We start from the raw sequence: 18,089 nt of genomic DNA, 5'->3' as shown, positions 1-18,089 counted from the left end.
CCCATGGCGGAACTGGCAGCCCTCTGGATCGTCCGGCACGGTGAGAGCACGGCCAACGTGGCGGCCTCCGCGGCCGAGCGGTCCGGCGCGGAGCTGATCGACCTCACCCACCGCGACGCCGACGTGCCGCTGTCGGCCACCGGCGAGGAGCAGGCCCGGGCCACCGCCCGCTGGCTGGCCGGCCTGCCCGAGCAGCAGCGCCCGGACGTGGCGGTGGTGTCGCCGTACCTGCGGGCGGTGCGGACCTCGGAGCTGGCGCTGGCCGGCACCGGCGTCCCGGCCAGCCGGGACGAGCGGCTGCGCGACCGGGAGCTGGGCATCCTCGACGGGCTGACCGGGCACGGGGTCGCCCGCCGGTTCCCCGACGAGGCCGCCCGCCGGCAGCGGCTCGGCAAGTTCTACTACCGGCCCCCGGGCGGCGAGTCGTGGACGGACGTGGCGCTGCGACTACGCGCGCTCCTCGGCGACCTGCGCCGCGACCACGAGGGACGGCGGGTGCTGCTCTTCGGCCACGACGCCCTGGTCTTCCTGCTCCGTTACCTGGTCGAGGGGCTGACCGAGGCGGAGCTGATGGGGCTGACCCGGGAGCACGTGATCGCCAACTGCTCGGTGACCGGCTGGTCGGCCGACGCCGACGGCCGGCTCACCCTCGACACCTTCAACGACATCCGGCACCTGCGCCAGCAGGGCGCCCGCCCCACCGAGGAGGACGAGGTCCATGCCGAGCCGGTCTGAGACGAGGGTGATCACCCCGGCGCTGCTGCGCGACTGGGCGCTGCCGGTCCCGACCGGCGGCAAGGAGCACCGTGGCACGGTGCTGGTCGTCGGCGGCTCCCGGTTCACCCCGGGCGCGGTGCTGCTGGCCGGGGTGGCCGCGCTGCGCGCCGGCGCCGGGGTGCTCCAGCTCGCCGCCGCCGAGTCCACCGCCGCCGCGCTGAGCATCCAGGTGCCGGAGGCGCTGGTGGTCGGCCTGCCGGAGACCCGGGACGGCGTCGTCGCCGGTGACCCCGGCGACCGGCTGGGCGATCTGGTCGGCCGCGCCGACGTCGTCGCGGTCGGCCCGGGTCTGCACGACATCGACGAGACCCGGGCGCTGCTGCACCTGGTCCTCGACGCGGCCGGCCCGCAGACGGCGCTGGTGCTGGACGCGTACGCGCTCGGTGCGCTCAGCCACGAACCGGACCTGCTGGTCGGCGCGGGCCGTCCGGTGGTGCTCACCCCCAACCTGACCGAGGCGCGGCACCTGCTGGGCCGTGAGCCCGGCGAGGACCTGGACGCCGAGGCCCGCGAGCTGGCCCGCCGCTACGACGCCGTCGTGTCGCTGTACGGCCACATCGCCACCGCGGACGGCGAGGGCTGGCGGGAGGAGAGCGGCGACGCCGGCCTCGGCACCTCCGGCAGCGGTGACGTCCGTTCGGGGCTGCTGGCCGGCCTGCTGTCCCGGGGGGCCGCCCCCGCCCAGGCCGCCTGCTGGGCCGCCTGGGCGCACGCGGTGAGCGGTCAGCGGCTGGTCCCCCGGTTCGGAAGGATCGGCTTCCTCGCCCGCGAGCTGCTGGACGAGATCCCGCACACGCTGGCCACCGTATGACGGCCGCCGACCAGCCGAACGGGTGTGTGTAACGCCACACGAGACTCCTACGCTGTTGGTTCGGAAGCGGGCACCCCGCCCCCTTCCCGCCGGCCGCTCCCCACCAGGGGGCGCACCCGGCTGGAAACAGCCCCTGGGAGTCTGTGTGAAGAACCTCCGTCGCAAGACACTGGCTGCCGCGTCCGCAGTGACCCTCGGTGTCGGCCTCGCCGTCACCGGTGGGCTGGCTCCGGCGGCGTCGGCCGCCGGTCCGGACACCACGTTCCTGGTCCTGGCCCCGCAGGGCGCCACGACCAGCAAGGCGGCGGCCCGCGTGGCCGCGGCCAAGGGCACCGTGGTGGCCGCGTACGACCAGATCGGCGTGCTCGTCGTCCGCTCGACCAACCCCGAGTTCGTCACCGACGTGGCGGGCGCGGGCGTCGAGTCGGTCGCGTCCACCGCCGGCCTGGGCACCGCCCTGGAGGAGGGCGAGACCCTGGAGGTCTCCGCGGCCGAGGCGGCGAACACCACCGCCGACCCGACCAAGGAGCCCCTCTTCGGTCAGCAGTGGGACATGCCGATGATCGACGTCCCGCAGGCCCACGCCGTCAACGCCGGCCGTGCCGACGTGGTGGTGGGCGTGCTGGACAGCGGCATCTCCAGCAGCCACCCCGACCTGGCGACCCAGATCGCCAAGGACAAGAGCACGTCCTGCATCGGCGGGGTCACCGACACCACCGAGGCGGCCTGGAACCCGACCACCTCCGACCACGGCACCCACGTGGCCGGCACCATCGCCGCCGCCGTCAACGGCGTCGGCGTGACCGGTGTCGCGCCGGGCGTCAAGGTCGCCGCGGTGAAGGTGGTCAACGACGACGGCTACATCTTCCCGGAGGCCGCGGTCTGCGGGTTCATGTGGGCCGCCGAGCACGGCATGGAGCTGACCAACAACAGCTACTACATCGACCCGTGGGAGCTGAACTGCCGCAACGACGCACGCCAGCGTCCGGTGTGGCAGGCGGTCCAGCGGGCCATCCGCTACTCGCAGAGCAAGGGCGTGCTGCACGTGGCGTCCGCGGGTAACTCGAACTACGACCTCGCGCACAAGATCACCGACGACGGCAGCCCGAACAACGGCACGCCGGAGGAGCGCGAGAACCTCACCAACGCCTGCCTCGACCTGCCGGCCGAGGCTCCGGGTGTGGTCACCGTCTCGGCGGTCGGCCCGACCGGGGCGAAGAGCTACTACTCCTCGTACGGCCAGGGCGTCATCGACGTGACGGCGCCGGGTGGCGACACCCGCTTCCGTACCCAGGGCGTCCGCTCCACCCTCACCGACGGCATCCTGTCGACCACCTTCAACACGGCGACGCGCACCAACGGCTGGGGCTACAAGCAGGGCACCTCGATGTCCGGCCCGCACGCCACCGGCGTCGCGGCGCTGGCGGCGTCGGCGAACCCGGGCATGAGCCCGGGTCAGCTGGCGGCGTTCCTGGAGCGCACCTCGGTGTCGCAGGCCTGCCCGGCCGGCGTCTACAACCCGGTGCCGCTGATCCCGACCGGCCCGAACGCCTACGACGCGACCTGCTCCGGCGGCGCGCGGAACGGCTTCTACGGCGCCGGCATGGTCAACGCGTACAACGCGGTGAAGTAGCAGCAACACGGCACCAGCGGTGGGACCCGGCGGACATCCGCCGGGTCCCTACCGTTTTCGCAGCTCACACCCGGGGTAGGAGATCCGGCGTCAGCCGAACCAAGGAGGTCCGCCGGTGTCCACCGATGCCATCGTCCTGCTCAAAGAGGACCACAAGGAGATGCGCCGCCTGTTCCGCGAGTTCCAGAAGGCCGAGGACGGCCCGGCCGAGGCGCGCGGCCGGCTGGTGCAGCAGATCCTGGAGGCGCTGACGGTGCACACCTACCTCGAGAACGAGGTGATGTACCCGGAGGTCCGCAAGCTGCTGCCGGACCTGGAGGACGACATCCTCGAGTCGTACGAGGAGCACCACGTCGCCGACCTGCTCTGCGCCGAGCTGGCCATCATGGACCCCTCCGACGAGCGCTTCGTCGCCAAGACCACGGTGCTGATCGAGAACGTCGAGCACCACGTCGAGGAGGAGGAGCAGGAGTGGTTCCCCAAGGTGCGCGAGGCGCTCGGTCGTAACCAGCTCCAGGAGATCGGCCAGCGGATGATCGACATGCGCGCGGACGCGCCGCGTACCCCGTCCGACCCGAAGGCGATCAAGAAGGCCGTCGACGCGGTCACCGCCTGAGCCGCCACGACGTGACACGGGGCCCGGCCGTCGGCCGGGCCCCGTCGCGTGTCACCGGGCGACCGGCGCGTCGGCGTCCGGCGCGGGCAGGATCCGGCGCAGCCGCCCCGGGGGTACGGCCCGCTGCCGCCACTCCCTCGGGTAGCCCACCGAGACCTCCTCGAAGCGCACCCCGTCGTGCCAACTGGTGCGGGGGATGTGCAGGTGCCCGTAGACGACCGCGACGGCATCGAAGCGCCGGTGCCAGTCGGCGGTGGCCTCGGTGCCGCACCACTGGGCGAAGATCGGGTAGCGCAGCACCCGGGTCGGATCCCGGACCAGCGGCCAGTGGTTGACCAGCACGGTCGGCAGGGCGGGGTCACGCCCGGCGAGCCGCCGGGCCGTCTCCGCCACCCGCGCCGCGCACCACTGCGCCCGGTCCGGGTACGGGTCGGGGTGCAGCATGAACTCGTCGGTGCAGACGATCCCGGTACGGTACGCCTCGGCCAGGGCCGCCACGCGGTCCAGCCCCTCGGGTCGCCAGCTGTAGTCGTAGAGCAGGAACAGCGGCGCGACGAGCACCGGCCCGCCGGCGCCCCGCCACACCGGGTACTCGTCCTCCGGGGTGAGCACGCCCAGGGCCCGGCACCGCTGCACCAGGTGCTCGTAGCGGGCCAGCCCGCGCAGCGTGACCGGGTCGCCCCGTGGGGTCCACAGCTCGTGGTTGCCGGGCGACCACACGACCTTCTCGAACCGCCCGGCGAGCAGGCCGAGGGCCCACTCGACGTCGGCGGCGGTGTCGGCGACGTCCCCGGCGACGATCAGCCAGTCCCGGGGCGAGGCGGGTCGCAGCGCCTCGACCAGCGCCCGGTTCTCCGGGTACCCGATGTGCAGGTCGCTGATGGCGACCAGGCTGCCGTCGCGCTCCTCCCCCAGCATCAGCCGATGGTACGCAGACCGCGACGCCACGTGGGGAACGCGAACCGCACTCCGCCGAGCCCGGTTCGGCCATCGTGCGGTGCTGCCCGGACCCGAGCCGGTCGGGGGTGAACCGCGCGGCCGCCGCCCGGACCCTGCCCTTCAGCGAGCCGGCGGCCACCTTCTCCTCGCCCTTCGTCATCGCTTCGAAGCCCTGCGCGGCGGCTCGTCCGTCGGCCCGGGTGTCGGCCATGTCGGCACCCGCGAAGAACTTCGTGTCGGTCGGCCCGGGCATCAGCGAGGTGACCGTGACCCCGGTGTCCTTCAGCTCGGCGGCCGGCGGCCCCATCGCGCCGGCCGGCGGCGAGGTGGATCCGGACGCCGCGACGGCGACCCGGTAGGATCGCCGGTGGGCCGTGACTGGCGCGTGGGGATGGAGCACCATCGGGAAGCGGCCCCGTCATGAGGACGCACGCCGAGCGCCTGGGCCTTCCGCACGTAACTGGAGGTCGCATGTCGCTGAACGCCGAATCCACCGCCTTCCGCAGCGCGCTCGAGGTGATCCGCGCCGTCGAGCCCCGGGTGGCCGACGCCATCGGCGCCGAGCTGGCCGACCAGCGCGAGTCGCTCAAGCTCATCGCCAGCGAGAACTACGCCTCTCCGGCCACCCTGCTGGCCATGGGCAACTGGTTCAGCGACAAGTACGCCGAGGGCACCGTCGGCCGCCGGTTCTACGCCGGCTGCCAGAACGTCGACACCGTCGAGGCGCTCGCCGCCGAGCACGCCAAGGAGCTGTTCGGCGCCGCCCACGCGTACGTGCAGCCGCACTCCGGCATCGACGCCAACCTCGTCGCGTTCTGGGCGATCCTGGCCGACCGGGTGGAGTCCCCCGCCCTGAAGAAGGCCCAGGTACGCCAGGTCAACGACCTCACCGAGGCGGACTGGTTCGCGCTGCGCCGGGAGCTGGGCAACCAGCGGATGCTGGGCATGTCGCTGGACGCCGGCGGCCACCTCACCCACGGCTTCCGGCCGAACATCTCCGGCAAGATGTTCGACCAGCGCAGCTACGGCACCGACCCGACCACCGGGCTGATCGACTACGACAAGGTGGCCGAGGCGGCCCGGGAGTTCAAGCCGCTGATCCTGGTGGCCGGCTACTCGGCGTACCCGAGGAAGGTCAACTTCCGGATCATGCGGGAGATCGCCGACTCGGTCGGCGCCACCTTCATGGTCGACATGGCGCACTTCGCCGGCCTGGTCGCCGGCAAGGTCTTCACCGGCGACTTCGACCCGGTGCCGCACGCGCACATCGTCACCACCACCACCCACAAGTCGCTGCGCGGTCCGCGCGGCGGCATGGTGCTCTGCGGGCCCGAGCTGGCCGACCAGGTCGACCGGGGCTGCCCGATGGTGCTCGGCGGCCCGCTGCCGCACGTGATGGCGGCCAAGGCGGTCGCCCTGGCCGAGGCCCGTCGCCCCGACTTCGCCGACTACGCCCAGCGGATCGTCGACAACGCCCAGGCCCTCGCGGAGGGACTGCTGCGCCGGGGCGCGAAGCTGGTCACCGGCGGCACCGACAACCACCTGGTGCTCATCGACGTCTCCGGCTACGGCCTGACCGGCCGGCAGGCCGAGCAGGCGCTGCTGGACTCGGGCATCGTCACCAACCGCAACGCCGTCCCGCAGGACCCGAACGGGGCCTGGTACACGTCCGGCATCCGGATCGGCACCCCGGCGCTGACCAGCCGCGGCCTGGGCACGGCGCAGATGGACGAGACCGCCGAGCTGATCCACACCGTGCTCAGCCAGACGAAGCCGGGCGAGTCGAAGGCGAAGTACGTCCTCGACCCGGCGCTGGCCGACAAGGTCAGCAACCAGGCCAGCCAGCTGCTCGCCGGCTTCCCCCTCTACCCTTCCGTCGACCTGGGCTGAGCCCACCGCACTCCCCCGACGCCCCGCCCGGCCCGGCCGAGCGGGGCGTCGCCCTGCCCGCCCCTGTGTCCCGAGAGGCGCGACCGGCGCCGGGCGGTGAGATCGACTCCATGTCGACGAAGTGGCGGTGTCGAGCGGGCAGGGATGCCGCCACATCGCCGACATGACCAGGCGGTGCCGGCCGGAGCGCCGGTGCCGGCCGGGCCGACCGCCGGCCGGCCGGGGTCGCGGACGGGAGACGGTCAGGTGGGGCGGGTCAGGGCGCGGTGGCGCAGGGCGCGCAGGCGGTGCAGGACGTCGGTGCCGCCCCGGCCGAAGTGGTCGTGCAGGGCGCGGTACTCGGCGTACAGGTCGTCGTAGGCGGCGGCGCGGGCCGGGTCCGGGTGGTACGTCTGCCGGTGCGGGGCGCCCATCGCCGCCGACGCCGACTCCACGTCCGGGTACGCCCCGGCGGCCGTCGCCGCGTGGATCGCCGCGCCGAGCGCCGCCGGGTGCGCCGCGTCCAGCACGTGCAGTGGGCGGCGCAGCACGTCGGCGTAGATGCGCAGCAGCAGCCGGTTGGCGGTGAGGCCACCCGCCGCGGTCAGCTCGTCCACCGCCAACCCTGCTGCGGTGAACGCCTCGACCACGGTGCGGGCCCCGAACGCGGTCGCCTCCAGCAGCGCCCGCCAGATCTCCTCCGGCCGGGTGGCCAGGGTCAGGCCGACCAGCACGCCGCTGAGCTCGTGGTCCATCAGCACCGACCGGTTGCCGCTGTGCCAGTCCAGCGCGAGCAGCCCGTGCCCGCCGACCGGCTGGTCGGCGGCGAGGGAGTCCAGCAGGTCGTGGACGCCGACGCCGAGCGCCGCCGCCCGCGAGACGTACCCGGCGGGCAGCGCCCGGTCGACGTACCAGGCGAAGATGTCGCCGACCCCGCTCTGGCCGGCCTCGTAGCCCCACCGGCCGGCGGTCACCCCGCCGTCGACGACCCCGCAGAGTCCGGGGACCTCGTGGCAGGCGTCCGCATTCATGATCAGGCAGGTGGAGGTGCCCAGCACGGCGAGCATCCGCCCCGGGGCCACCGACCGGGCCGCCGCCGCGGTGACGTGCGCGTCGATCGCGCCGACCGCCACCGGCGTGCCTTCCGGCAGCCCGGTCCAGCCGGCCGCCTCGGCGGTCAGCGTCCCGGCGCGGGCGCCGGCGGGCGCGAGCGGGCCGTCGACCTTCGGCAGCAGCCCGGGCAGGGCGGGGTGCAGCGCGGCGAGGAAGTCGGCGGACGGGTGGCGGCCGTCCTGCACGAGGCCCTTGAAGCCGGCGGCGGAGACGTTGCGGGTCCGGCGGCCGCACAGCCGCCAGACGAGCCAGTCCGCCGCCTCGATCCAGCAGTCGGTGGCGTGGAAGACCTCCGGGTCGGCCTCCAGCAGTTCGAGGGCCTTGGCGAGCTGCCACTCGGCGGAGACCCGGCCGCCGTAGCGGGCCAGCCAGGGCTCGCCGCGCTCCCGCGCCACCGTGTTGATCCGCTCGGCCTGGCGCTGCGCGGCGTGGTGCTTCCACAGCTTGGGCCAGGCGTGCGGTCGGTCGCGCAGGCCGGGCAGCGCGCAGAGCGGGGTGCCGTCGGCGCGGGTGGGCAGCACGGTGCAGGAGGTGGCGTCGACCCCGATGCCGACCACGTCCCGCGGGTCGACCCCGGCGGCGGCCAGCGCGGCGGGCACCGCGACGCGCAGCACGTCGAGGTGGTCGGCCGGGTCCTGCAACGCCCAGTCCGGGGGCAGCGGGACGCCGCCGGGCAGCCGGTCGGTGAGCACACCGTGCCGGTACGCGTGCACGGCGCTGCCGAGTTCCGCGCCGTCGTCGACGGCGACGACCACCGCCCGGCCGGAGAGCGTGCCGAAGTCCACCCCGACGGTGTACCGCCGTGTCACCGCCGCCCCTCCCGTCCCCGCCTCCGGCGCTCGCGGGACGGTGCGGTCACGCTAGCAACCGGCGGGGCTCAGGCGAGCTGCCGCTTGAGGTGGTACCGGTGCACCTCGGTGCTGCCCTGCACGTTGTTGACGTCCTCGGCGGCGGAGACCAGCTCCCAGCCCTCCCGGCCGGCCCGGTTGAGGTGCGCGATGGCGGTGTCGCCGTACGCCGTGATGTCGGTGCGCGACCCGTCGGGGCCGTACCAGACGAACGAGACGTGGAAATTGCGTCCCTGCCCCTGGTAGCGGCGGACCAGCAGGGCGTACTCCCAAGCGACCATGCGGCCATTATGACCGTCCGATGGGGACGGGAGTAGCACGGGGGGTGGCGGATCGGCGACGGTCCGCCATCACCGGGCGGGCGTCGGGGCGCGGTCGCGTTCGTCGGCGACGAGGGCGGCGAGCCGGTCCAGGCCGAGGTCGATCTGCTCGGGGGTGACCGCGCTGACGGACAGGCGCAGCGCGTCGACGGGCGTGCCGTCGTCGTAGAAGTGCGCCATCGGCGTCCAGAGCACCCCGTACCGTTCGGCGGAGCGGCGCAGCAGCGCGTCGTCGACCCGGAACGGCACGCTGAGCACCACGAAGAAGCCGCCGGCCGGGGCGTTCCAGGTCACCGGCGAGGGTGGCGGGAAGCGCCGCGCCAGGCCGGCGAGCAGGTGGCGCATGTTGCGGGAGTACGCCGCCCGCTCGCGGACGTTGGCGGTCACCAGCGAGCAGTCGTGTTCCAGCAGCGCGCCGCCGATCACCGCCTGGGCCAGCGCGGAGGTGTTCACCGTGACCATGCTCTTGATCTTGGCGAGCTGGTCGGCGAGGAGGCCGACGGCGCCGTCCGCACCGGCCACCCGCTGGTCGGCCACGACGTAACCGACCCGGGCGCCGGGGAGCACGGTCTTGGCGAAGGAGCCGAGGTAGACCACCCGGCGTCGGGTGTCCAGCGCCTTCAACGTCGGCAATCGGCCCTGGTCGCCGGCCGGGAAGAGGCCGTACGGGTTGTCCTCGATCAGCAGCAGCTCCTCCTCGGCGGCCAGGTCGAGCAGCCGCCGCCGGTCGTCGAGGCCGATGCTGGCGCCGGAGGGGTTGGCGAAGTCCGGCATCACGTAGCAGGCCCGGGGCCGCAGCCCCTCGTCCCTCGCCCGGCGGGCCTGCTCGCGCAGGTCGGCCAGGTCGACGCCGGCCGGCCCGCCGGCCACCGGGCGCACGGGCAGGTCGACCAGGCGGGCCGCGCCGGTCAGCCCGACGTACGTGGGGGCGACCGCGAGCAGCACGTCGTGCGGCCCGGCGCGCAGCGCCCGCAGCACCAGGAACATCGCCTCCTGGCAGCCGACGGTGACCACCACCGCCTCCGGGTCGACGTGCACGCCCTCGTCCACGGCCAGGTTGCGGGCGACGAGGTGGTGCACGATGCCCTTGGTGCGGCCGTACTGGAACAGGGTGCGCTGCGCCTGCGCCGGGCTCTGGCCCAGGTCCTCGACGAGGTGCCGGCGGAACCGCTCCAGCCACCGCCGGGGCGCGTCGTCGTCGAAGAACTCCTCGTACGGCCGGCCGGCGGCGAGCGACACCGCGTCCGGCCAGTGCTGCGCGACCTCGTTGAGGAAGTTCATCGAGTTCAGGGCGGGGTCGTCGACCGCCGGGTGCAGGTCGGCGACGGTCAGGTCCACCGGTGCGTGCACGGCTCAACCTCCGGTCAGGGTACGCAGCCGCCGGGCCTCGGTCGGGTCGGCGCAGCCGCTGAGGGTCAGGGCGTCGCGCAGCTCGGCGGCGAGCAGGGCCAGCGCGGTCGCGGCCCCGGCCCGGCCGCCGGCGGCGAGGGCCCAGAGCAGGGGTCGGCCGAGGAGCACCCCGGTCGCGCCGAGGGCGAGGGCGCGCAGCACGTCGCCGCCGCTACGCACGCCGCTGTCCAGCAGCACCTCGGCCCGGCCGTCGAGCGCGGCCACCACCTCGGGCAGCACGGTGGCGGTGGCCGGGGCGCCGTCGAGCTGCCGGCCGCCGTGGTTGGAGACGACCACCGCGTCCACGCCGGTCTGCGCCGCCCGCACCGCGTCGCGCGGGTCGAGGATCCCCTTGACCAGCAGCGGCAGCGGCGTGCGGGCGCGCAGCCATTCCAGGTCGGTCCAGCGCAGCGCCGGGGCGAAGACCGCGCCGGTGTGCGCGGCGATCGCGGAGACCCCCGGGGTGCCGGCGTGCGCCAGGTCGTCCCGGCCCCGGGGCAGGTTGGCGGCGGTGACGTGCGGCGGCAGCGCGAAGCCGTTGCGCACGTCGCGCAGCCGCCGGCCCAGCACCGGCACGTCGACGGTCACCATCAGCGCGGCGCAGCCGGCGGCGGTGGCGCGGTCGAGCAGGTCGGCGACGAGCCCGCGGTCGCGCAGCCAGTAGAGCTGGAACCAGAGCGGGCCGCCGGTCGCGGCGGCGACCTCCTCGATCGGGGTGCTGCTCAGCGTGCTGAGCACGTAGGGCACCCCGGCGGCTCCGGCGGCCGCGGCGAGCCCCGGCTCGCCGTCGGGGTGCAGCAGTTTCTGGTACGCCATCGGCGCGACCGCCACCGGCATGGCCTGCTCCCGCCCGAGCAGCGTCGCCCCGGTGCGCGGACTCTCCACGCCGGTGAGCACCCGGGGCAGCACGGCGACCCGGTCCAGTGCGGCCCGGTTGGCCCCGAGGGTGGTCTCGGCGCCGCTGCCACCGTCGACGAAGTCCCAGGTGTCCGGGGGCAGCACGGCCCGGGCCAGCTCGGCGAAGTCGGCGAGGCAGGCCGGCGGCGGGATGTCGGGTGGGTCAGCCATCGGCAGGTCCGCCGGCCGCCGTGGGCCCGGACCGCCCGACGCCGGTGCCGGCGGGGTCGGGCAGGGCGAAGCGCTCGCGCAGGAAGGCCGCCGCCTCGTCCTGTGCCCGCCGACCGGCGTCGAAGACGCCCGGCATGGCGAAGAAGCCGTGGATCATCCCGTCGTACCGGCTGGTCCGCGTCGGCACGCCGGCCTCGCGCAGCCGCTCGGCGTAACGCTCCCCCTCCTCGCGCAGCGGGTCGTACTCGGCGGTGACGACCAGGGCGGGCGGCAGGGCGGAGAGGTCGTCGGCGAGCAGCGGTGAGGCGAGCGGGTCCGTCTCGTCGGCCGGGTCGGGCAGGTAGTGGCCCCGGTACCAGGCGACGGAGTGCCGGTTGAACAGCATCGGGTCCTCGTCCGCCGCCGGCGTGCGGTCGGCCCGCTGGTCGGTGTTCGGGTAGACCAGCAGTTGGCCGGCGAGGCGGGGTCCGGCGGTGCGGGCCAGCAGGGTCACCGCCGCGGCGAGGTTGCCGCCCGCGCTGTCACCCCCGACGACCAGCCGCCCCGGGTCCGCCCCGAACTCGGCGGCGTGCGCGGCGATCCAGGCGGTGGCGGCGTGGCAGTCGTACACGGCAGCCGGAAAGGGGTGCTCGGGGGCGAGCCGGTAGCCGACCGTCACCACCTGGCAGGGCGTCGCGTTGGCCAACCGGCGGCAGATCCCGTCCGCGGTGTCGACGCTGCCGAGCGTCCACCCGCCGCCGAAGAAGTAGAGCAGGGTGGGCAGCGGGCCGTCGCCGGCCGGCCGGTGCACGCGGACCGGGATGTCCCCGCCGGGACCGGGGACGTGCGTGTCGCGTACCTCGTGCACCGGCTCGACGTCGCCGCCGCCTTCGCGGATCGCGGCGAGGTCGGCGGCGCGGGCCTCGGCGAGGGTACGGGTGTACAGCGGCGGGGTGCCGGCCGCCGCCCGCGCGGCCCGGTACGCCACCACCTGGGGGTCGAGGGGCATGTCGGCTCCTATCCGCCGGTCGAGACGAAGAGCTTGTCGATCCCGCGCAGGAAGAGGCTCCCGCTGTAGGTCGGGGTCCGGGTGACGGCCAGGTCGGGGAAGCGGGCGAAGAGCCGGGGCAACGCCACCGTCCCCTCCAGCCGGGACACCGCCGCGCCGAGGCAGAAGTGCAGGCCGACGCCGAAGGCGAGCGAGGGCGGACCGGACCGGCGCGGGTCGAAGCGGTCCGGCTCGGGGAACCGCACCGGGTCGCGGTTGGCGCCCGCGATGATCAGCAGCACGTTCTCCCCGTGGCGCACCGGTACGCCGCCGAGGTCGGTGTCGCGGGGCGCGGCCCGGGCCAGGAAGTGCACCGGGCTCTGCATCCGCAGCACCTCGTCGACGCAGCCGCGGGCCAGCGTGTCGTCGCCGGGCAGCGCCGCGACGGTGTCCGGGTGGGCCAGCAGCAGCGGCAGCCCGTTGCTGAACATGTAGACGGTGGTCACGAAGCTCGCGTTGAACAGCACGATCAGGTTGCTGATCAGCTCGTCCTCGGTCAGGTCGACCTCGCCGGAGTCGAGCGCCTCGACCAGCCCGCTGATCAGGTCCTCGCCCGGCCGGCGGCGGCGGTGGGCGATCAGGTCGCGGTAGAACACCCGCAGTTCCTCGGCGGCCCGGTTGGCCAGGGCGAGGCGTTCGGGGGTCTTGCCGGCCACGTCCATGTACTCGTCGATCCAGTCGACCCGCTGCCGGTACCAGGCCAGGTCCGCCTCGGGCAGGCCGATGAACTCCGCCATCACCAGCGCCGGGACCGGGTAGGCGAAGTCGGCCACGAAGTCCACCTCGGCGCCGTCGGCGCCGGACTCGGCGATCCGCTCCAGCATGGTGTCGACCACCCGGACGATCACCGGCTCCAGCGCGCCCAGCCGGCGCGGCGTGAAGGTCTTCGCGAACACCGCCCGCATCCGGGTGTGCTCCGGCGGGTCGGTGAACATCATCGACGACATGAAGGTGCGCAGGATCTCCTGCTCCTGCCAGCCCGGCGGGGACCCCTTGCGCCACTCGGGGTCGCGCAGCACCGCATCGACCAGGTCGTACCCGACGGCCACGGCGCCGACGGTGCTGTGCTCGGGCCGGGCCGGGATCGCGCTGACCGGCCCGTGCGTGTGCAGGGCCGCGTACCACGGATAGGGGTTCTGCCGGCCCTGTTCGCTGTAGAGGCCGGACAGGATCTCGTTGACGTCCACGGTGGTGCTTCCTCCCCAGGAATGGACGGTGGGGCGGCGGGTCACCCCGCCGCCCCCGGTGTCACAGGCCGAGCAGGCGGAGCGGCACGGCGTCCGCCATGGCCTTGTTCCCGGCGTCGTTCGGGTGGATGTGGTCACCCGAGTCGTACGCCGGCAGCAGCCGGCTCGGCTGGGCCGGATCGCGCAGCACGGCGTCGAAGTCGAGCAGGCCGTCGAACTCGGCGGCGCCCTCGCCCCGCAGCCAGGCGTTGACCGCCTGCCGGGTGGCGTCCTTCTCCGGCGTCCACACGCCCGGGTTGCCGTGCCCCTCGTACGGGGTGAGGGTGGCGGCGAGGCTGCGCAGGCCGCGTGCCTTGACCTGCTGGTTGACCTGCCGCAGCGAGGCGATGATGCTCTCGGCGGAGTCGCCGGACATCCAGATGTCGTTGATGCCGAGGTGGGTCACCACGGTCTTCACACCGGTCTGCGGGAAGACGTCCTCGTTGAGCCGGGCGAGGGCGTTCGGCCCCAGCTCCGGGTAACCGGGGAAGCCGCCCGCGCCGGGCTCGGGGCCCTCGTGGTTGAGCCGGTTGCCGGCCAGGCTCAGGTTGAGCACGCCGGGGGTGCGCACCTCCGGGCGGGCGTCGACCAGCCGGTCGGCGAGCAGGTCCGGCCAGCGCTTGTGGGCGTTGACGGTGCTGCCGTTGCCGTCGCCGATCGAGTCGCCGAGCACCACGACCGCGCCGGGGCTGTGCCGCCGCTGCACGTCGAGCCCGGACAGGAACATCCAGCAGCAGTTGGGCCGGATGGTGAAGCCGGCGCCGTCGGCGGCGGTGGTCAGGTCACTGGCCCCGATGAAGTTGGTGACCTTGGACTGGCCGTGGAAGGTGACCGGGCCGGTGAGCACCGGGAAGTGCAGGGTGACGACCAGTTCCTCCTGCTCGTCGACCGGGAAGTCCAGCGGGTCGCTGAGCAGCTCGGCGCCCTTGTTCATGGTGGCCGAGGTGGACCCGTTGAAGGTCAGCTCACGCAGTGTGGCGGCGTCGATGTCGGAGCGGTCGTCGGGCGTGCCGGTGTTCGGCCGGGCGACGGTGGCGTGACCGACCTTGACGGCCTGCTCGCCGTAGAGGTTGGTCAGCCGTACCCGCAGCCGGTCGCCGCCGACGGTGGTCCGTACGGTCATCCGGATGCTCTGGTCGTTCAGGCCGGTGTTGGTGAGGCCGACGGTGTTGCCGCGGGTGACGGCGGCGGCCCAGGTGCCCGCCCACTCGGCCCGCGCGTGGCGGGCGGTCTCGGCGTCCGATGGGCCGGCACTGGCCACCACCGCCGGGGTGCCCACGACCAGCAGCGCGGCCGTGGAAGCTATGACGTGCCATCGTTTCGGGGTCGACATTGAACCTCCATCTGTGGCAGCCCAGGGCCGGCTCCATGATCACCACGGCCCGGGCGATGGACGGAAACCTAGCCGCCGCTTCTGACAGGCGTCAATCGACCCGATCGACATGATCAAATGTCCACTGTGTGGACTCGATCGCCGTTCGGCTCTGTCCGCCGGCCCGGCCGCGTGCCTAGGCTCGACATCGGCGGCGGTGCGGTCGCCATCTCGCGCACCCCGTCGCGTACCGGGTTCTGACCTGCCCGTACGCCTCTCTCGGCCGGTCGCCGCGCGCGTCCCACACAGGCCGCCGGCGTCGACCGCCACGCATCGACTGGGGGCTGTGCGATGACCGATCGTCCGACGACCTACGTGCACGACGCGCTGGAGCTGTTCGCCGGTTTCGGCGAGCGGGAGGCACTGGTCGGCGACGGTCGCCGGCTCAGCTACGCCGAGGTCGCCGCCGAGGTGCGCGGCCTGGCCGGGGCGCTGGTCACGCACGGCGTACGGCCCGGCGCGGCGGTGCTGGTCATGCTCGGCAACGCCGTGGAGGGTCCGCTGCTCCAGCTCGCGTTGCACCTGCTCGGCTGCCGGACGATGTGGATCGCCCCGGTCACCTCGCGCCGGGAGATCGACGAGTTCGTCCGGCTGGCCCGCCCCGACGTCTTCGTGCACCACGCCCACGCCGCCGACGGTCTCGGCGCCCAGATCGCCGCCTCACTGCCCGGGGTGCCGGTGCTGCGGCTCGGCGTGGAGCTGACCCCGACCGCCGGCGGCACGCTCCCCGAGGCGGTGCCCACGCCGGAGTCGTTCCTGCAGACCAGCGGCACCACCGGCACCCCCAAGCTGGTGCACCACAAGGAGAGCTTCTACCGGCAGGTGCTCGCCCTGGCCGCCGACTTCCGCGCCGCCGGCTTCCCGCTGCTGCGCCACCTGTCGCACTCGCCGATGTGGCTGGCCAGCGGTCAGATCACCACGCTGTTCAACCTGTTCACCGGTGGGGTGCTCTTCCTGCGCCAGCAGTGGGACCCGGAGGCGTTCATCCGCACCGTCGACGCCGAACGGCTCACCTCCACCTTCGTCACCCCGCCGATGCTCTACGAGGTGCTCGACCACCCGGCGCTGCCCGGGGCGGACTTCTCCGCCATGTTCATGTTCAACGTGGGCGCCGGGCCGGCAGCTCCCGCCCGGCTGCGGCAGGCGATCGCCCGTTTCGGCCCGTGCCTGCGCATCGTGTACGGCCTCAGCGAGGCCGTGGTGATCTGTGCGCTGCCCGGCCTCACCGACGACCCGGAGCACCCGGAGCGGCTGCGCTCCTGCGGTCGGCCGTACGGCGACGTGACGGTGCAGATCCGCGACGCCGAGGGCCGGGTGCTGCCGGCCGGTGTCGACGGCGAGGTGTGGGTGCGCACCGACCTCAGCTTCCACGGCTACCACGGCCAGCCGGAGCTGACCGCCGAGACGCTGGTCGACGGCTGGGTACGCACCCGCGACATCGGCCACCTCGACGCCGACGGGTACCTCTACCTGGTGGACCGGTTGCAGGACCGGATCCTCACCCGGCAGCGCAGCTGGCCGATCTACTCCCGCCCGATCGAGGACGTCCTCGCCGCGCACCCCGAGGTGCGCGCCGCCGCCGTGATCGGCGTGCCCGACCCGGTGGCCGGCGAGCTGCCGTACGCGTACGTGGTCCGCTCCCCCAGCGCGTCGGTCACCGACGCCGAGCTGATCGCGCTGGTGACCGCCGAGCTGAGCGACACCTGGGCCCCCGGCGCGGTGGAGTTCGTCGACGCGCTCCCGCTCAACCGCTCGGCGAAGGTGGACAAGCGGGCCCTGCGCGCCCGGTACGCCGCCGGGCACCCGGCCACCGAGGAGGTCGCGGCGACCGGCGGGACGCCGTGACACCGCGCCGGGAACTGTACGTCCTGGTCTGTGCCGATCTGATCTCCAACCTGGGCAGCCGGATCTCGCTGGTCGCGATCCCCTGGCTGGTGCTGGAGACCACCGGCAGCCCGGCCCGGATGGGCGTGGTGGCGGCGGCGGAGGCGCTGCCGTACATGCTCTCCAGCGCGCTGGCCACCCCGTGGGCCGACCGGTTCGGGGTGCGCCGTACCTCGATCGTGGCGGACGCGGCCAGCGCGGCGGCCGTGGCGCTGGTGGCGTTGGCGCCCTGGCTCGGCTTCGGCGCCCTGGTGGCGCTGGTCGCCGTGGCCGGCGGGCTGCGCGGCATCGGCGACCGGGTCAAGCACGTCATGTTCCGTCCGGCCGCGCAGCGGGCCGGGGTGCCGCTGATCCGCCTGACCTCCGCCTACGACGGCCTGGTGCGCGGGGTGTCGCTCTTCGGGGCGGTGCTCGGCGGGCTGCTCATCGACTGGGTCGGGGTGACCCGGGCGATCTGGATCGACGCGGGCACCTTCGCGTTCTGCGCGCTGCTGATCGCCGTCGCGGTCCGCCCGAGCGCCCCGGCGGAGCCGGCGCCGCGGGAGAGCTACCTGCGGGCGCTGCGCGGTGGCTTCGCCTACCTGCGCACCGACCGGCCGCTGCTGGCCATGCTGCTGGTGATCTCGGCGTTGAACCTGTTCGCCAACGCCAGCGTCGCGGTCTACATCCCGCTCTGGGTGGCCGAGGTCTTCGGCGATCCGGCCGGGTTCGGCCTGGTGCTGGGGGTCTTCGCCGGTGGCGCGTTGCTCGGCAACCTGATCTTCACCGTCGCCGGGCCCCGGCTGCCGCGCCGGTTGACCTTCGCGGTGGGCGCGGCGCTCAGCGGCACCCCCCGGCTGCTCGCGCTGGCGCTCAGCGACGACCTGGTCGTGGTGCTCACCGTGACGTTCCTGTCCGGGGTGGGGATCGCGGCGGTCAACCCGCTGCTCGGCGCGGCGCTCTACGAGCGGGTGCCGGAGGCGTTGCAGACCCGGGTGATCGGCATCTCCGGCTCGCTGGCCTTCCTCGGCCTGCCGGTGGGCGCCCTGCTCGGCGGCTGGACGGCGGCCGCGCTCGGGCTGGTGCCGGCGCTGTGGGTGATGGCGGCGGCGTGCCTGGTGCTGACCGTGGTGCCGCTGCTGGCCGGCGGGCTGCGGGCGGGACGTACTCCGGAGCCGGCGATCTCCTCCTCGTAGCCGGTCGGGTCGGCGTCCCGCC

Annotated in this window: 16 protein-coding genes and 1 riboswitch; of the genes, 8 read left to right on the top strand and 8 right to left on the bottom strand. The window is 74.2% G+C overall.

Annotated features, from left to right (window positions below; all coding sequences use genetic code 11):
* Positions 1–3: 3 nt before the first annotated feature.
* From ACPFP2_RS02255 to ACPFP2_RS02240, 4 genes are all read left to right on the top strand, one after another.
* Entirely contained in the window at positions 4–735 is a 732-nt protein-coding gene (locus tag ACPFP2_RS02255; RefSeq protein WP_424085517.1) for a histidine phosphatase family protein, read from the top strand.
* A complete protein-coding gene (locus ACPFP2_RS02250) occupies positions 719–1,588 on the top strand; it encodes an NAD(P)H-hydrate dehydratase (protein WP_424085515.1) in 870 nt (289 codons plus the stop codon). Before ACPFP2_RS02255 ends, ACPFP2_RS02250 begins: the two co-directional genes overlap by 17 nt.
* Before the next feature lie 145 nt (positions 1,589–1,733).
* A complete protein-coding gene (locus ACPFP2_RS02245; protein WP_424085513.1) occupies positions 1,734–3,221 on the top strand; it encodes a S8 family peptidase in 1,488 nt (495 codons plus the stop codon).
* Between the two features lie 115 nt (positions 3,222–3,336).
* A complete protein-coding gene (locus ACPFP2_RS02240) occupies positions 3,337–3,837 on the top strand; it encodes a hemerythrin domain-containing protein (protein ID WP_424085511.1) in 501 nt (166 codons plus the stop codon).
* 51 nt (positions 3,838–3,888) lie between these two features.
* Here ACPFP2_RS02240 and ACPFP2_RS02235 read toward each other — a convergent pair whose 3' ends face one another.
* Positions 3,889–4,755: a metallophosphoesterase family protein gene (locus ACPFP2_RS02235; protein WP_424085509.1), complete on the bottom strand. Its 867-nt coding sequence runs from the start codon at positions 4,753–4,755 to the stop codon at positions 3,889–3,891.
* Positions 4,756–4,862: 107 nt separating this feature from the next.
* Here ACPFP2_RS02235 and ACPFP2_RS02230 point away from each other — a divergent pair, with 107 nt between their 5' ends.
* Positions 4,863–5,135, top strand: a complete 273-nt coding sequence (locus ACPFP2_RS02230; protein ID WP_424085507.1) for a hypothetical protein — start codon at positions 4,863–4,865, stop codon at positions 5,133–5,135.
* A gap of 5 nt (positions 5,136–5,140) precedes the next feature.
* A riboswitch (ZMP/ZTP riboswitch) is annotated at positions 5,141–5,230 on the top strand.
* 17 nt (positions 5,231–5,247) lie between these two features.
* The gene (locus ACPFP2_RS02225; RefSeq protein ID WP_424085506.1) at positions 5,248–6,666 is read left to right on the top strand and encodes a glycine hydroxymethyltransferase; all 1,419 of its coding nucleotides are present in this window, start codon (positions 5,248–5,250) and stop codon (positions 6,664–6,666) included.
* 242 nt (positions 6,667–6,908) lie between these two features.
* Here ACPFP2_RS02225 and araB read toward each other — a convergent pair whose 3' ends face one another.
* The 7 genes from araB to ACPFP2_RS02190 all read right to left on the bottom strand — a co-directional run bounded on the left by araB (position 6,909) and on the right by ACPFP2_RS02190 (position 14,942).
* Positions 6,909–8,567, bottom strand: coding sequence for a ribulokinase (araB, locus tag ACPFP2_RS02220; RefSeq protein ID WP_424085505.1), 1,659 nt, complete (start codon positions 8,565–8,567; stop codon positions 6,909–6,911).
* A gap of 68 nt (positions 8,568–8,635) precedes the next feature.
* Positions 8,636–8,887 (bottom strand): hypothetical protein, encoded by a 252-nt coding sequence (locus ACPFP2_RS02215; protein WP_424085503.1) that lies wholly within the window; start codon positions 8,885–8,887, stop codon positions 8,636–8,638.
* Positions 8,888–8,956: 69 nt separating this feature from the next.
* Positions 8,957–10,276 (bottom strand): PLP-dependent aminotransferase family protein, encoded by a 1,320-nt coding sequence (locus ACPFP2_RS02210; protein ID WP_424085501.1) that lies wholly within the window; start codon positions 10,274–10,276, stop codon positions 8,957–8,959.
* Positions 10,277–10,279: 3 nt separating this feature from the next.
* Positions 10,280–11,383 carry an alpha-hydroxy acid oxidase gene (locus ACPFP2_RS02205; protein WP_424085499.1) on the bottom strand — a complete coding sequence of 368 codons (1,104 nt, stop codon included), beginning with the start codon at positions 11,381–11,383 and terminating at the stop codon, positions 10,280–10,282.
* Positions 11,376–12,371, bottom strand: a complete 996-nt coding sequence (locus ACPFP2_RS02200) for an alpha/beta hydrolase (protein ID WP_424085497.1) — start codon at positions 12,369–12,371, stop codon at positions 11,376–11,378. The genes ACPFP2_RS02205 and ACPFP2_RS02200 overlap by 8 nt, the downstream gene beginning before the upstream one ends.
* Before the next feature lie 8 nt (positions 12,372–12,379).
* Positions 12,380–13,597, bottom strand: coding sequence for a cytochrome P450 (locus tag ACPFP2_RS02195; RefSeq protein WP_424085495.1), 1,218 nt, complete (start codon positions 13,595–13,597; stop codon positions 12,380–12,382).
* A gap of 61 nt (positions 13,598–13,658) precedes the next feature.
* On the bottom strand, positions 13,659–14,942 hold the full coding sequence (locus ACPFP2_RS02190) for an SGNH/GDSL hydrolase family protein (protein ID WP_424085697.1): 1,284 nt from the start codon (positions 14,940–14,942) through the stop codon (positions 13,659–13,661).
* Positions 14,943–15,299: 357 nt separating this feature from the next.
* On the opposite strand from ACPFP2_RS02190, the gene ACPFP2_RS02185 reads away from it, so the two are divergent.
* Both ACPFP2_RS02185 and ACPFP2_RS02180 read left to right on the top strand, forming a co-directional pair.
* Positions 15,300–16,853, top strand: coding sequence for a class I adenylate-forming enzyme family protein (locus ACPFP2_RS02185; protein WP_424085493.1), 1,554 nt, complete (start codon positions 15,300–15,302; stop codon positions 16,851–16,853).
* The gene (locus tag ACPFP2_RS02180) at positions 16,850–18,067 is read left to right on the top strand and encodes an MFS transporter (RefSeq protein ID WP_424085491.1); all 1,218 of its coding nucleotides are present in this window, start codon (positions 16,850–16,852) and stop codon (positions 18,065–18,067) included. Before ACPFP2_RS02185 ends, ACPFP2_RS02180 begins: the two co-directional genes overlap by 4 nt.
* Positions 18,068–18,089 lie beyond the last annotated feature (22 nt).

It is taken from the genome of Micromonospora citrea (genome assembly GCF_049629545.1).
GTDB classification, from domain to species: Bacteria; Actinomycetota; Actinomycetes; order Mycobacteriales; family Micromonosporaceae; genus Micromonospora; species Micromonospora citrea_A.
The sequence above is the reverse complement of the archived record's forward strand: the minus strand, read 5'-3'. Positions and strand labels throughout refer to the sequence as shown.

Coding starts and splice junctions, on each gene's coding strand:
- ACPFP2_RS02250 (WP_424085515.1), top strand. CDS start 719: ATGCCGAGCCGGTCTGAGACGAGGGTGATCACCCCGGCGCTGCTGCGC.
- ACPFP2_RS02205 (WP_424085499.1), bottom strand. CDS start 11,383: ATGGCTGACCCACCCGACATCCCGCCGCCGGCCTGCCTCGCCGACTTC.
- ACPFP2_RS02215 (WP_424085503.1), bottom strand. CDS start 8,887: ATGGTCGCTTGGGAGTACGCCCTGCTGGTCCGCCGCTACCAGGGGCAG.
- ACPFP2_RS02235 (WP_424085509.1), bottom strand. CDS start 4,755: ATGCTGGGGGAGGAGCGCGACGGCAGCCTGGTCGCCATCAGCGACCTG.
- ACPFP2_RS02225 (WP_424085506.1), top strand. CDS start 5,248: ATGTCGCTGAACGCCGAATCCACCGCCTTCCGCAGCGCGCTCGAGGTG.
- ACPFP2_RS02200 (WP_424085497.1), bottom strand. CDS start 12,371: ATGCCCCTCGACCCCCAGGTGGTGGCGTACCGGGCCGCGCGGGCGGCG.
- ACPFP2_RS02185 (WP_424085493.1), top strand. CDS start 15,300: ATGACCGATCGTCCGACGACCTACGTGCACGACGCGCTGGAGCTGTTC.
- ACPFP2_RS02255 (WP_424085517.1), top strand. CDS start 4: ATGGCGGAACTGGCAGCCCTCTGGATCGTCCGGCACGGTGAGAGCACG.